The 13,554-nt window shown below is 69.1% G+C and carries 10 protein-coding genes, 1 tRNA gene and 1 pseudogene; 7 read left to right on the top strand and 5 right to left on the bottom strand.

Going from position 1 to position 13,554, the window contains the following annotated elements; translation table 11 throughout:
* Positions 1 to 171: 171 nt before the first annotated feature.
* Positions 172 to 1,863 (top strand): IclR family transcriptional regulator C-terminal domain-containing protein, encoded by a 1,692-nt coding sequence (locus ACIBLC_RS29885; RefSeq protein ID WP_399214501.1) that lies wholly within the window; start codon positions 172 to 174, stop codon positions 1,861 to 1,863.
* A gap of 120 nt (positions 1,864 to 1,983) precedes the next feature.
* Here ACIBLC_RS29885 and ACIBLC_RS29880 read toward each other — a convergent pair whose 3' ends face one another.
* Positions 1,984 to 2,484, bottom strand: a complete 501-nt coding sequence (locus tag ACIBLC_RS29880) for a hypothetical protein (RefSeq protein WP_399214404.1) — start codon at positions 2,482 to 2,484, stop codon at positions 1,984 to 1,986.
* Between the two features lie 39 nt (positions 2,485 to 2,523).
* Positions 2,524 to 3,639 carry a M20 family metallopeptidase gene (locus tag ACIBLC_RS29875; protein ID WP_399214500.1) on the bottom strand — a complete coding sequence of 372 codons (1,116 nt, stop codon included), beginning with the start codon at positions 3,637 to 3,639 and terminating at the stop codon, positions 2,524 to 2,526.
* 298 nt (positions 3,640 to 3,937) lie between these two features.
* Between ACIBLC_RS29875 and ACIBLC_RS29870 the strand changes: the two genes are divergently transcribed.
* The 3 genes from ACIBLC_RS29870 (at position 3,938) to ACIBLC_RS29860 (ending at position 6,212) form a co-directional block, all read left to right on the top strand.
* The gene (locus ACIBLC_RS29870) at positions 3,938 to 4,822 is read left to right on the top strand and encodes a LysR family transcriptional regulator (protein WP_399214403.1); all 885 of its coding nucleotides are present in this window, start codon (positions 3,938 to 3,940) and stop codon (positions 4,820 to 4,822) included.
* A gap of 151 nt (positions 4,823 to 4,973) precedes the next feature.
* Positions 4,974 to 5,046: transfer RNA gene (locus tag ACIBLC_RS29865), tRNA-Arg, on the top strand.
* A 560-nt stretch (positions 5,047 to 5,606) separates the two neighbouring features.
* The gene (locus ACIBLC_RS29860) at positions 5,607 to 6,212 is read left to right on the top strand and encodes a hypothetical protein (protein WP_399214402.1); all 606 of its coding nucleotides are present in this window, start codon (positions 5,607 to 5,609) and stop codon (positions 6,210 to 6,212) included.
* Between the two features lie 160 nt (positions 6,213 to 6,372).
* On the opposite strand, the gene ACIBLC_RS29855 is transcribed toward ACIBLC_RS29860, so the two are convergent.
* Both ACIBLC_RS29855 and ACIBLC_RS29850 read right to left on the bottom strand, forming a co-directional pair.
* Positions 6,373 to 7,104 (bottom strand): ferritin-like domain-containing protein, encoded by a 732-nt coding sequence (locus ACIBLC_RS29855; protein WP_399214401.1) that lies wholly within the window; start codon positions 7,102 to 7,104, stop codon positions 6,373 to 6,375.
* A gap of 314 nt (positions 7,105 to 7,418) precedes the next feature.
* Complete coding sequence (locus ACIBLC_RS29850; RefSeq protein WP_399214400.1) at positions 7,419 to 8,297, bottom strand: enoyl-CoA hydratase/isomerase family protein; 879 nt, start codon at positions 8,295 to 8,297, stop codon at positions 7,419 to 7,421.
* A 699-nt stretch (positions 8,298 to 8,996) separates the two neighbouring features.
* Between ACIBLC_RS29850 and ACIBLC_RS29845 the strand changes: the two genes are divergently transcribed.
* The 3 genes and pseudogenes from ACIBLC_RS29845 (at position 8,997) to ACIBLC_RS29835 (ending at position 12,330) form a co-directional block, all read left to right on the top strand.
* Positions 8,997 to 9,920 (top strand): glycoside hydrolase family 11 protein, encoded by a 924-nt coding sequence (locus tag ACIBLC_RS29845; protein ID WP_399214499.1) that lies wholly within the window; start codon positions 8,997 to 8,999, stop codon positions 9,918 to 9,920.
* Between the two features lie 39 nt (positions 9,921 to 9,959).
* Positions 9,960 to 10,955 (top strand): annotated as a pseudogene (locus ACIBLC_RS29840) (polysaccharide deacetylase family protein).
* Positions 10,956 to 11,403: 448 nt separating this feature from the next.
* Entirely contained in the window at positions 11,404 to 12,330 is a 927-nt protein-coding gene (locus ACIBLC_RS29835) for a pentapeptide repeat-containing protein (RefSeq protein ID WP_399214399.1), read from the top strand.
* Between the two features lie 5 nt (positions 12,331 to 12,335).
* Here the strand turns inward: ACIBLC_RS29835 and ACIBLC_RS29830 are convergent, their stop codons facing one another.
* On the bottom strand, positions 12,336 to 13,544 hold the full coding sequence (locus ACIBLC_RS29830) for a DegT/DnrJ/EryC1/StrS family aminotransferase (RefSeq protein WP_399214398.1): 1,209 nt from the start codon (positions 13,542 to 13,544) through the stop codon (positions 12,336 to 12,338).
* Positions 13,545 to 13,554 lie beyond the last annotated feature (10 nt).

The following is a 13,554-nucleotide window of genomic DNA, read 5'->3' as shown; positions in this document are numbered from 1 at the left end:
GGGGACGAGACCGGGGACGAGGCCGAAACCGAGGACCCGGCCGAGGACGGGAACGGAAGCGGGCCCGTCTCCTACGGGAGCGTGTCGCACGGAACCGTGTCGAAGGGGAATGTGTCGAACGGGAACGCCGTGGCCGGGGGCGTGGTGCCCGCCGAGGCCGTCGCGCCGCTGATGCGCGGTATCGCCGTGCTGCGGCGGCTGACCGAGGCCGACGGGGTGTCCAGCCTCAGCGGTCTTGAGCGGGCCACCGGGCTCGCGCGTTCCACCGTCGACCGGATCACGGCGACCCTCGCGCGCATGGGGTACGTACGGCTCGACGGCCGGGACGCCCTGCTCGCCCCCCGCCTGATGGAACTCGGCAACGCCTATCTCGGCGCCCTCCGCCTCCCCCGCCTCCTGGACGCGCACGCCGACGCCCTCGCCGACGAACTCGACGAGTCGGTGTCCCTCGCGGTCGGCGACCGGGACGGCATCCGCTTCATCCACCAGGCGACCCGGCGCCGCGCCATGTCCCTGAGCTTCCGCATCGGCGACCTGCTCCCCGCCGAACGCACCGCGCCAGGACCCCTGTTCGCCGCCGAGTGGGGCGAGACGGAGTGGGCGCGATGGCACGGACGCCGGGCGGCCGATCCGGAGGACCGCGGATTTCCGGCCGTACCGGCGCGGAGCCGGCCGTTCGCCGACGCCCCGTCCGGGCCCTCCGGCTCCGCGGACCGCGACCGTGCGGGGCGCCCCGGCGGTTCCCGCCCCGCCCCGCCCCGCCCGGCCCCGCCGGCCCGGCTCGCCACCGTCGGCGACGACTTCGAGGCGCGTACGGAGGAGGCCCGCAAGGACGGCTGGGCACTCGACGACCAGCTCATCGAGCCGGGGCTCGTCGCCCTCTCCATGCCGGTACGGGAGGCGGGGCGCGTCGCCTGTGTGGTGAGCGTGGTCAGTCACACCAGCCGGCACACCGCGGCCGACCTGCGCGACACGCTGCTGCCCCGGCTGCGGGCGGCGGTGTCCGCGATGGAGCGGGAGCTGCGCGAGGCACCGCCCGCCGAACCGGCCGCCCCCTCCGGCCTCGCCACCTGGACCGGCGCCTCCAAGCAGGAACTGGGCCGGGAGTTCATCGAGTCACTGGCCCGCGGCCTGACCGTGATCACCTCCTTCGGCGAGGGCCGCGCCGAACTGACCCTCACCGAGGTCGCCCAGGCGACGGGCCTCGCCCGCGCGACCGCCCGACGCGCCCTGATCACCCTGGAACACCTCGGATACGTCACCGCGCACGACCGCGTCTTCCGGCTCACCCCGCGCGTCCTGGGCCTCGGATTCCCTCCGCTGTCGCGGACCACGCTCCCCGACATCGCCGTCCCCCACCTCACCGAACTCTCGCACCGGCTGCACGAGTCGACGTCGCTCGCCGTGCTGACCGGCGACGAGGTCCAGTACACGGCCCGCGTCGCCACCAACCGCGTGATGAACGTCAACGTCGTCGTCGGCACCCGGCTGCCCGCGTACGCCACCTCGCTGGGCCGCGTCCTGCTCGCCGGCCTCCCCGACGCCCACCTTCCGGAACTGCTCCCGCTGACCCCTCGTACGATCACCGATCCCGCACGTCTGCGGGCCGAACTGGACCGCGTACGCGAGGCCGGATACGCCCTGGCCGACGAGGAGTTGGAGGAAGGGCTGCGGGCCGTCGCCGTCCCCGTGCGCGACCGCGGCGGGCGGGTCGTGGCCGCGGTGAACGTCGCCCTGCACAGCAGCCGCCGTACCGCCGAGGAGTGCGTCCGCGACATCCTGCCCGAGCTGCACGCCACGGCGGGCCGGGTCGAGGCGGATCTGCGGGTGGCGGGGCGGTTCCGGCGGGTGCCGGTCGGCTGACGATCGGGGAGGCGTCGGCTTCGGCTGACGATCGGGGGGCGTCGGCTGTCAGGGGGTGGTGGTGCCGGTCGGCTGAGGATCGGGGAGGCGTCGGCTCTCAGTGGATGGTGGTGCCGGCTGTCAGTGGATGCCGTTCTTCGCCGCCTGGGTCAGTAGGGCCTCCACCAGGGCGGGCCGGAGTCCCAGGATCACGAATCCCAGGTCGCCGGAGCCTCGGCGTGCGAACTCGAGCCGGTGGAAGGACATGAGGAGCGACTGCGCTTCTATCCGGTTCAGCGCGGTCACCCTGTTCCAGGCCACCACATCCCGCACGCCGCCCAGCAGGTTGGTGACGACGAAGCCGTCCGCGTAGAGGTGGCACCTGTTGATCCCCAGCCTGGCGGTCGCACGACGCCAGGCCAGCGTGAGACCGAACACGGCGAGCAACACCCCCACCATGACCGCCCCCTTGGTGAACGCCGCCGGGGGTCTCCTGATGACCAGGCTGCCGAGGAAGACGACGGCCACCGCCACGACAATCCGCCGCGTGAGCTGCGCGAGACCGCCTCCCACCCCGGCAATGGGATAGTTCCCCAACTTCTTGCCGAGGTCGAACCCGAGCCTGTCAACGCGCTGTCGCACGGTAGATCATCTCCTTCGTCGCCTTAAGATCCACGTCGGTCACGGTCGCGCCAACGGCCTTGTCCGCGAGATGAGTTGGGCCAGCAGCCGGGCACGGGGGATCATCCGCGCGACGTCGACGTACTCGGTGTCCGCGTGGGCGCCGGCGCCCACGGCACCCAGGCCGTCCAGCGTCGGACAGCCCACAGCCGCCGTGTAGTTGCCGTCCGAGGCGCCGCCGACGGCGATCCCGCGCAGCGGCTTCTCGCCGAGTTCCGCGGCGATCCGGGAGGCGAGGGCGAACAGTTCGGCGGTGGACTCCGGTTCCATGGGCGGCCGTTGCGCACCGCCCAGCACCTCCAGCCGGGCTCCGGGCGTCCGGGCGGTGAGCCCTCGCATGAGCTCGTCGATCCAGCCCTGGGCCATCGGCGTCGGCGCGCGCACGTCCACCGCGACCCGCGCCAGCGCGGGCACCGTGTTGCGCGAGCTGCCGGCCGACAGCAGGGTGGGCGTGACGGTCGCGCAGCCCAGGACGGGGTGGGCGGCGCCGACGGAACCCATCGCGGAGCCGATCCCGGCGATGGACAGCACCTGGTGAGCCGCCTCTACGGCGGCGTTGATCCCCTTGTGGGGTTCCTGACCGGCGTGCGCGGCCCTGCCGTGCACCACGACCTCGTACCGTGAAGTGCCCTTGCGGGCCGTCTTGAGCGCGCCCTCCTCGTCCCCGGCCGCCTCCAGCACGAAGGCGGCCGCGCATCCCCGCGCGGAGTCCTCGATCAGCCGGCGCGAGGACGCGGAACCGACCTCCTCGTCACCGTTGACCAGCACGCACACCCCGTCCGGGGAGGTCAGGGAGGCCAGCGCGTGGAACATCTGGACCAGGCCCGCCTTCATGTCCAGGACCCCCGGGCCGCGGGCGATCCCGTCATTCACCGACCAGGGGTGCTCCTGGAGCGAGCCCATCGGCCACACCGTGTCGTGGTGTCCCACCAGCAGGACCCGCGGGCTGCCGAAGGTCCACCGCAGGTGGGTCACCCCGTCGACCACGACCGCCTCCGGCTCGGCCCCCAGCAGCCTCGCCCCGAGGGCACCGACCACCTCGGCGCTGTGCGCCACCGCCGCGTGGTCGGCCGAGAAGGACTCGCACAGCACGAGCTCCTCCAGATCGGCCAGCATCGCCGGCAACGCGAGCACGGCCCGCCGGGTCACCGGTCCCGCCCCATCTCAACTCCCTTTCGGAACAACACACTTCCCCCTTGTACTCGGATCTCGTGGGTGTCGTCGGAGCGGCGGCGCCCGGTCCCCCTCTGCGGGGCGCCGCCGCCGCGTGAACGACGTTAGGACGGGGTGTGGCATTCCACCAGCGACTGGATTGCATGGGATCTATGCGGATGGGGAATGCCGTGGGGGAGGATGAGGATGCCTGGAGAGGCCTTTGCCCCTTGGCGCATGGACGGCGGGAGGGATCTGAAGGGTGTTCCAGATCGATGCGCTGCGGCTGCTGGTGACCGTGGCCGAGACCGGATCGTTCACGAGAGCGGCGGTCCGCCTGAACTACACGCAGTCCGCGGTGTCCCGACGGATCGCCGCGCTGGAGGCGGCGGCGGGCGGAGCGCTGTTCGAACGGCTCCCCCGTGGAGTACGGCTGAACCCCGCCGGCCGCACGCTGCACCGGCACGCCCTGGAAGTGCTCGACCGGCTGTCGCGGGCGGAGCGGGAGCTTGCGGTACTGCACGCGGGGCACGGCGGGCTGATGCACCTGGGCGCGTTCGCCACGGCCAACATCTCGCTGGTACCCACCGCCCTACGGGCACTGCAGGACGCCAGGCCGGATGTCGAGGTCGTCGCGGTCGAGGGCTCGACGGACACGCTGATGGGGCGCCTGGCGGACGGGGCGCTGGACCTGGCCGTCGTCAGCGACTACCCGTACGGGCTGCCCTCGGCGGACGGGGTCACGACGAGCGTGCTGTGCGAGGACGAGTTGTTCGTCGCCCTCCCGCGCGAACACCGCCTCGCTTCGGCGTCGATGGTCGACCTGCGCGAACTGCACGACGAGGCCTGGATCCACAGCGCGTACGGTGACCGCCCCACGATGCTCGCCGACGCCTGCGCGCGGGCGGGCTTCACACCCAGGAAGATCATCCGGATCGCGGAGTGGACCGGTAAGTTCGGCTACGCGGCCGCCGGCCTGGGCGTGGCCCTGGTCCCCTCCCTGGCCGCCAGCGCGGTCCCCGCCGAACTCGTCCTACGCCCCCTCACGGACCCGGCCCTACGCCGGACCGTCCACGTGGCACTACCCGCCACCCCGCTACCGGCGGCCCTGAAACTCCGGGATCTACTACGCGAAGCGGTCGCCTGACCCTCCCCCTCTCACCGATCCCCACCACGCAGCCCCCCAGGAGGGGCAGCCCCGAGCACCCACGCCCCCACCCACCTGCCCCTTATACCGACGACCCCCGCCCACGCGCATCCGCTACGCTGTCCCTGGTCGCACGTTGTCACGTCGCGCTGCCTTCGTAGCTCAGGGGATAGAGCACCGCTCTCCTAAAGCGGGTGTCGCAGGTTCGAATCCTGCCGGGGGCACAGCATTAAGGGCCAGCTCAGGAGGGGTTTCCTCTCGGGCTGGCCCTTTGGCTTGTTTGGCTTCGGGCCACTCATGTGCCACTAAGTCCGCATGGAATCCACATCTCCAGACGCAGGTAGGTCTCCCCGGTCCTCACGGATCATCGCATCGAGGCGGTCAGCGATGGCCCGATCACGGGCACTGGTCATGTGCCGATAGATCAACAGCAAGCAGCTAAAAAGCCACGTGTTCACGCGTAACGAAAAGCTGAGGCAGGAACGGCTGGACGCCAACTCTGCCCATGCTGGTGCACCAATCAACTACCGATTCAATCTTGTGACCAAGAAGCCATGCTGAGCGTACAGATGCTCACGGATCACGAGTCGGTGAGTCAGACACGAGCCAAGCTGGGGACAACATCAGCCGCTTGGCAAGCATGCCCAAATGACACCGCTATCGCAGCTCCCCAAGCGGGGAGCGTGGACCCGACTCCGCCTCCGCGACCACTCAGCCGACGCCTGGCAAGGGCTGCTGTCGGCAGGTGCGCAAGCGCGTACGCCTCGCTGGCAGACTCCGACCCATGAAGCAGCCTGTCCTCCTGTCTTTGACCCCGCGGCCCATGTCACCGCTCCGCGGTGACGAGCCAATCATCGGCGTCCCGGACGCAACCGTGGTCGACTTCTGGCGGTTCGCCATGCCGGACCTTCGCATGAACAACACACGCGGTCTGCTCGCCGAATTCCTGGTCCACCAAGCGGTCGGCTCACACGAGCCCCGGGTGGAATGGGCCAGCCACGACGTCGAAACTGACGACGGACTGCGCATCGAAGTCAAGGCTGGTGCCTACCTGCAAGCCTGGGAGCAGCGCTCACCGTCGCAAATCCGCTTCAGTGGGATCCGCGCACGCACGTGGTCACGCGATGGCGGCTACTCAGAGGCAAAGTCGTACAACGCCGACGTCTACGTCTTCGCCGTCCAGACCGCCCGTGAACACGCGGTCTACGAACCACTCGACACGGCTCAGTGGGAGTTCTACGTACTCCCCCGCCCAGTAGTCGCTGCCCTGGACTCGGACAGCGTCAGCCTGGGCGCGGTTCACGCGGCGGGCGGTTCCCCAGTGTCCTTTGCCGCCCTCAACGACTGCATCCGGTCGACTGATCCTCGCACCGGCACGACTGGCGGCTGACGAGCGCAGTCTGTGCCCTATCCGTGCCATGTATGCAACACCGGTACCTCGCGGTGGGGTATTCGCCCGCTGCCTCGGCCAGTTAAGCCGCAGCTCAGCCGGAAGGTCTCCCAGTCTCTCTCCTAAAGAGGCTGAAGAAGCGCGGTGGAGCTGTCTGTTGTCAGTCCGCGCCCGTCCACGCATCTGGGCGGGGCGCCAGTACTACGGAGACCACCGCACGGGACAAGGTCATGACATCGCCGACGAATCGGAGGCGGCCGATGCCGAGTCGGCGCAGTGCCGGACCATGGTCGGCGGCGACGACGAGTGAGACAGCGAGCAGAAGAAGTCGCCACAAGGCCATTACCGGGCGGCGCATCGCGCGGGGCAGCTCCGCCAGGAAGGCGTGCAGTCGCTCGCAGTGGAAGGGCACGTGGCGCTCCTCGTCGGACAGGATCCGTCCCGCCACATCCGAAGTGAGCGCGTCGTCGGTGCCGTCGCGCAGGGCCCGGTAATAACGCAGCGCCACTACTTCCGCGATCATCAGCACCAGCAGTTCCATGCGCAGGCCCATGAGACGCCGCAGCCGTACGAAGGCCGTGTCGCTCCAGTGCCCGGTCAACGTCGGCACGCCCCCCGCAGCCAGCAGACTGGCCAGCAGTCGGGCATGGTTCTGTTCCTCGGCAATGAAGAGCCGGACCGCCTTCCCGTAGTCGGCATCGCCGACCTGGTCCGCTTTGCCGACGAGGTTGGCACCGTCACCGTCTTCGCCGACCTGGAAGCGCTGGATGCTGGTCCACACCGCCGTATGCAGCGTCGCGCTTTGCCCCCAGTCCGGCTCGCCCTGGGTACGCCTGCGCTCGCGCTCGTCCTCGAAACGCCTTGTCCACTTGGCGAAGCCGCCGGTAGGCACCCGGTCTCCCCTCTACGGGACACACCCGTGCCCCGGAGAGGGACGACGCAGTCGGACACCAAACCGTTCCAGTGCTGCCAGGCGCCCACCGTTCTCCAATGCACATGCACGCGCCGTGCGAGAGACCTGCCGGTCCCCTCGTGCACAGCCACTTCCCCAGTGCAGGTTGGCATCAGTGGCTGACATCAACGTCGTCGGACAATCATGGATCTGGGTAGTCAGAGGTGGATCAGCAACCGCCCCGGAACACGACCAGGAGAGGTTTCCTCTCGGGCTGGCCCTTTGGCGTTTCCGGTGCTGCGCCCGGGAGGGCCTCACGGCACTTCATCGTCGGGCGCCGGGTTCAAGTGGCCCAGGGCGTCCCCCAGGTCGAGTTCCGTGGTGCTGCGGGTTTGGAAAACCTGTTCGAATAGTTCTGCTGTGCGGTGCTGGGTCTGGTCGGTTCGGACGAGTTGTTGGAACAGGGCGGCGTCCGCGCGTACTTCGGCGGGTGTGGGGAGGCTGACGGCGTTGATGGCGGACTCGGCGGCGATCAGCGCGTCTTGGGGGAAGCCGCTTATGCGTGTGGCTAGGCCTGCTACGAACTCGTCCAACTCGGCGTCGGGGATCGCACGGTTGATCCATCCGTAGCGTTCGGCGAGGTCGGCGTCGAAGTCTGCCGACGTGAGTACGGCTTCCAGTGCACGGCCCCGGCCCAGCAGGCGGGTGAGGTGCTGGATCGCGCCCGCGCCCGGGGGTGCGCCGATTCCCACTTCGGGCTGGCCCAGGACGGCGTTCTCCCGGGAGGCGAAGCGCATGTCGCAAGCGAGGAGGAACTCACTGCCCGCTCCCCTGGCACGGCCGCGCAGCTTGGCGATGGTGACGACCGGGAGCCGGCTCAGCTTGCGGAACAGCATGCCGAGGGAGGCGTCGCCGGGGCCGCCGGCCTTCGCGGCCTCGGCGGTGTACTCGGGGACTTTCGTCATGTCGACGTGCGGGAAGAAGAAGTCGGCGTCCGCACTGTCGAAGATCACCACATGGGGGGCGGCCGGACGTGACAGTTCCTTGATCAGGGTGACCAGGTCCCGTACGACCTCGGGACCGATGAGGTTCATCGGCGGCGCGTCGAACGTGGCGTACAGGACAGCACCGTTACGCCCGGTCCCGGTCCCGGTCCCGGCCCTAGTCCTGATGGTTTCGTACGAGGCTGTCATCTCGGACCTCCTCATCGCTCGGCACCGTCCTCATAGGGGACCGGTTGGTGCGGAGTGAGGGATCTGGGGGCAGATCTCGTGGAGTGCTCTCGAGCAGGGTGGTGCTCGGCCCGAACCCCTCGCGCCCCAGCTCAGCCCCCCATTCGAGGCCGGGCAGTGGCCTTTCGGCCCCACCTACCATGCTATGCCGCCCCTCGTGGGCGGGCTCCTCGAACGGGTCGGAGCGAGCCGATCGGGACTCTTCGAAACATTCGAAGAAGTGTCCTCGCATTTTGATCTCACCGTCGCAGGTGCCTTTACCGCAGACAATCCAGTCAGCGGGATACAGCGTTTGAACTGGCTGAATGTCTGCCCCCGAGGGATCTCTCGTCCTCGAATGTTTCGTCTTGACTGCCGAAACAGTTGACAGTTGACAGGGCCAGATCAACACTGTTCGCCGTTGGCAGAGTTCGACTCCTGCCGATGCGGGCCGCAACTCTGCCCGGCCCCCGGGGCGGTCGCCGTCAGCGGAGGTTCAGCGTCGACCTCGCAGGCGCGTGTCACGTCGCCTGGCCCCCATCGGCCTCATGAGGACGAGGAGGAAGCAATCGCATGAGCAAGTCACCCGCACACCCGACGGGCCGTACGACCGGCCGCCACTTCCGGTTATCCAGCTACTTCAGGCCGCGCTTCAGGCTGCTCATCAGCAGTGCCTGCACCATGCTGCTGGTCGCCGTGGCCGCGATGGCCCTGCCCGGCACCGCCCACGCCGACACGGTCGTCACCACGAACCAGACCGGGACCAACAACGGCTACTACTACTCGTTCTGGACCGACTCCCAGGGGACGGTCTCCATGAACCTGGGCTCCGGGGGCAACTACAGCACCACCTGGAGCAACACCGGGAACTTCGTCGCCGGCAAGGGCTGGGCCAACGGCAGCCGCAGGAGCGTGACCTACTCGGGCTCCTTCAACCCGTCCGGCAACGCCTACCTGGCCCTCTACGGATGGACGTCGAACCCGCTCGTCGAGTACTACATCGTCGACAACTGGGGCACCTACCGGCCCACGGGAACGTTCATGGGCACCGTCACCAGTGACGGCGGTACGTACGACATCTACAAGACGACGCGGTACAACGCCCCGTCCGTCGAGGGCACCAAGACGTTCGACCAGTACTGGAGTGTCCGGCAGTCGAGGAGGACCGGCGGCACCATCACCACCGGCAACCACTTCGATGCCTGGGCCCGCGCCGGAATGCCCCTCGGCAGCTTCAGCTACTACATGATCATGGCGACCGAGGGATACCAGAGCAGCGGGAACTCCAACATCACGGTGGGCGAATCGGGTTCGGGCGGGGGTGGAGGCGGGGGCGGTAGTAGTTGCTCCGCGACGCTCTCCGCGGGCCAGTCGTGGAGCGACCGCTACAACCTCAACGTCGCCGTCACCGGATCCACGGCCTGGACCGTGACCATGAACATCCCATCCCCCGCCAAGGTCCTCTCCACCTGGAACACCAGCGCCACCTACCCCAACGCCCAGACCCTCACCGCCAAACCCAACGGCAGCGGAAACAACTGGGGCGTCACCATCCAGCACAACAACAACCACACCTGGCCAACCGTCTCCTGCACCACAAGCTGACCCTCGAAAACCCCCCACGATGTTGAAGGAGCACTCGGCATGAGAACCCGGAGAAATCGGAGAGCCCGTCTCCCGTTACGTTCCCTGATCACCAGGCTGGCTGTCGTCGCCCTGGCTGCCGCGAGCACTCTGACCGTCCACGCCGCCGCTCCCGCGCAGGCCGCCGCCTGCAACGGATACGTCGGGCTCACCTTCGACGACGGCCCGTCCAGCAACACCCCGGCCCTGCTCAACGCGCTCACGCAGAACGGGCTGCGGGCCACGATGTTCAACCAGGGCCAGTACGCCGCCGCCAACCCGTCCCAGGTGCGGGCCCAGGTCAGCGCCGGAATGTGGGTCGGCAACCACAGCTACACCCACCCGCACCTGACCACGCTCGGTCAGGCCCAGATCGACTCGGAGATCTCCCGGACCCAGCAGGCCATCGCGAACGCGGGCGGCGGTACGCCGAAACTGTTCCGGCCGCCGTACGGCGAGACCAACGCGACGGTGAGGGCGGTCGAGGCCGGGTACGGCCTGACCGAGATCATCTGGGACGTCGATTCGCAGGACTGGAACGGCGCCAGTACGGACGCGATCGTGGCGGCCGCCGGCCGGCTCACCGGCGGCCAGATCATCCTGATGCACGACTGGTCCGCCAACACACTCGCCGCGATCCCGCGGATCGCGCAGGGGCTGACCGCACGCGGCCTGTGTGCCGGCATGATCTCGCCAACCACCGGCCGTGCCGTTGCTCCTGACGGTGGATCAGGCGGGGGCGGGGGCGGCGGCAGTTGCTCCGCCACGCTGTCCGCGGGCCAGTCGTAGAGCGACCGCTACAACCTCAACGTCGCCGTCACCGGATCCACGGCCTGGACCGTGACCATGAACATCCCCTCCCCCGCCAAAATCCTCTCCACCTGGAACACCAGCGCCACCTACCCCAACGCCCAGACCCTCACCGCCAAACCCAACGGCAGCGGAAACAACTGGGGCGTCACCATCCAGCACAACAACAACCACACCTGGCCAACCGTCTCCTGCACCACAAGCTGACCCTCGAAGACCCGCCTGAATACCCCCTGAAGATCCGAAACACCGCACCTGTGGCGCGACGGCTGTGGCCGCCGCGCCACACTGCCGCGTCCAGTGGCGCACCGAGGGTTGCTCGACGTCCGGACCTCCGTGGTGCGGCGTGGAGGCATAGCCTTTCGCGGGACTGGGGAGCGCGGCGACGAGCAGTGGCAGGACGTCGGTCGCCACGCCGAGCGACATCCACACCTGGTGGGGACGACGGCCCTCCAACGGGCTGTCGGGGCAGCGGGTCATCTCGTACGGAAACCAGTGCAGGCGGTCCCTCACCCATCGCGCCAAGATACGGAACTTCGAGGACGTACGGCCAGGGAGTCGACCTCGAACTATCCGAGCACGACCCGCTGGCACACCCCCTGCCCCGGTCCGCCTCGGCGCTTAGCCCCATGCCCACTTGGGCACCCTCACCCCCATGCGGCCGCGATGGAAGCGCGCGGGACTGGCGACTGGGCTCGTCCTGGTGGTGTGTGGTTACGTCTTGCTGCTGTGGCGGGGGCCCTGGTGGCTGGACGGGCGGCATCTGCGGGCCGACAATCTGGAGGCGGCGGACGGTGTTGTCGTCACCGGTGTTCGCACGGCTCTGGTTGCTCTGGGGGCGGGAGCAGTCGCGGCGGCCGGTCTCTACTACACCGATCGCAGTTTGCGGCATACGCGGGAGCGGGACCGCGAGCAGGCGGAGCTCTCGCGAGAGGCGCAGGTGACCGACCGCTATGTGGAGGCCATCAAGCTGCTGGCGTCGGATCGTACGGTTGAGCGTCTGGGCGGCATATACGCCCTCGAACGCATCATGCGTGACTCCCCCAAGGATCACCTGACGGTCGTCGAGGTGCTCGCCTCGTTCATCAGGGAGCACACGCTCCTGGGCACCGCGGGAGAAGCGCGGGTGCGGGCCGACCCTCATCCGACCGAATACGTGCAGGCGGCGTTGACCGTGCTGGGGCGGCGCCCGGTGACGCACGAACCTTTCCGCATCGATCTTCGGCAGACCGATCTGAGGGGCGCCGACCTCAAACAGGCCCGGCTGGACCGGATCCGTCTGGGCAGCGCGGAACTGAACGGCTCCGATCTCACCGAAGCGCGGCTGGAAGACGCCTGGCTGCAGGAGACCTGCCTCGAAGGCGTCTGGCTGGACCGCGCGTACCTTGGCGAGGCCAATCTGCGCGCGGCCAACCTGCAGGGGGCCAGTCTCGTGGACGCCGATCTGTCGAACGCCAACCTGATCGGGACGGACCTGTCAACTGCGCGCGGTTGCACGACGGAGCAGGTTGCCGCTGCCGCCGCGATCGACGAGGCGACGAAGCTGCCGATCGGCGTCGTGGCCAAACCGGCGCCCGAATAGGCCCGTTACGACTGAGTGGGGGCCGGGGTCAGGGTCGGTGGGGGTGCTGGGGCTGTTTGTTCCCTGGTCAGGGCTGTGGTGATTTTGTGGGCCAGGAGGGGGTCTGCCGGGAGTACGTGGGAGGCGAACCAGCGGGCTGCCGCCGGGGCGGGGGACGGTTCTACGAACTCGGCGCCCGCGTAGTCGTCGAGCGGGGGGTCGTAGACGTAGCCGGAGACCACGCCGTGGCGCACCAGGCGGGTGATGAGGGTGTCGCGGTCCTGGACCAGGAGCGGGGCCCGGAAGAGAGGGAGCGGGGCGTCCACCGGCATCCGGTCACGGAGTGCCGGGGAGGCCCAGGGTGTGTCCGAGAGGAGGGCTACACCGGCGCCGCGTTTGGTGAGGTTGGCGTCGAGGGCTGCCATGCGTAGCTCCAACTGTCCGCGTACCAGGACTCCGTGGCGGGACCGGAAACCGTGCAGGTCGACGCGTACCCAGGGTTCGTACGCGGCGAGGCTCGGGGGTTCGAGTCCACAGGCGGAGAGGCGTGGCCGGTGGAGGGGCATGCGGTAGGCGTCGCGTTCGAGCAGGCCCAGGCGTTGCAGCGTTCGCCAGACGGGGCGTACCAGGTGGAGGGTGCGTACGGTGGATCGCGCCAGGGGGCGGAGGGTCGCGGTGAGGTCGTCGCGGAGGCGGCGTGGTGCGAGGAGTTCGTCGCGCAGGGTCTCCAACTCCCTTCGGGCACGCGCGTCTTCGACGGCCAGGAAACCGCCGGCCGTCGACGCCACATGCTTGGACAGGCTGAAGGCCGCCGCCCTTCCGAACGTCCCGATCGGCTGCCCGTCCACCCGTGTGCCGATCGCGTGCGCCGCGTCCTCGAACAGCGGGATCCCCAACTCCTCGCACCGGCGGCGCAGTTCCACGACCTGGTCCGGGATCCCGTACAGGTTGGTGGTCAGGACGGCGTCCACGTTCCGCCAGGTCGACTCCGGTACGGCGGCCGGGTCTATGTTGCCGTCGCACACGGACACCGGAGCCATCACCGGGCGCAGCCCGGCCGCGAGGACGACGAAGAGGATCACGTCGTCGTTCACCGGTGACATCAGCACCCGTGCGCCGGGCGCACACCAGCGCCGTAGCGCCAGGTACAGGGCCAGTCTGGCCGAGGGCGTGTAGACGCATTCCCGTCCGAGCCGCCGTGACATCGTCGCTGCGAGCCGCGCTCCGTACGACATCGTCACCTCT

This window comes from Streptomyces sp. NPDC050535 (assembly GCF_044457665.1).
Classification (GTDB): domain Bacteria; phylum Actinomycetota; class Actinomycetes; order Streptomycetales; family Streptomycetaceae; genus Streptomyces.
The sequence above is the reverse complement of the archived record's forward strand: the minus strand, read 5'-3'. Positions and strand labels throughout refer to the sequence as shown.

Excerpts from the sequence above, each read along its gene's own strand:
- ACIBLC_RS29875 (WP_399214500.1), bottom strand. The coding sequence starts at position 3,639 with ATGCTGGCCGATCTGGAGGAGCTCGTGCTGTGCGAGTCCTTCTCGGCC.
- ACIBLC_RS29845 (WP_399214499.1), top strand. The coding sequence starts at position 8,997 with ATGCTGCTGGTCGCCGTGGCCGCGATGGCCCTGCCCGGCACCGCCCAC.
- ACIBLC_RS29835 (WP_399214399.1), top strand. The coding sequence starts at position 11,404 with ATGCGGCCGCGATGGAAGCGCGCGGGACTGGCGACTGGGCTCGTCCTG.
- ACIBLC_RS29860 (WP_399214402.1), top strand. The coding sequence starts at position 5,607 with ATGAAGCAGCCTGTCCTCCTGTCTTTGACCCCGCGGCCCATGTCACCG.
- ACIBLC_RS29830 (WP_399214398.1), bottom strand. The coding sequence starts at position 13,544 with ATGTCGTACGGAGCGCGGCTCGCAGCGACGATGTCACGGCGGCTCGGA.
- ACIBLC_RS29850 (WP_399214400.1), bottom strand. The coding sequence starts at position 8,297 with ATGACAGCCTCGTACGAAACCATCAGGACTAGGGCCGGGACCGGGACC.
- ACIBLC_RS29885 (WP_399214501.1), top strand. The coding sequence starts at position 172 with ATGCGCGGTATCGCCGTGCTGCGGCGGCTGACCGAGGCCGACGGGGTG.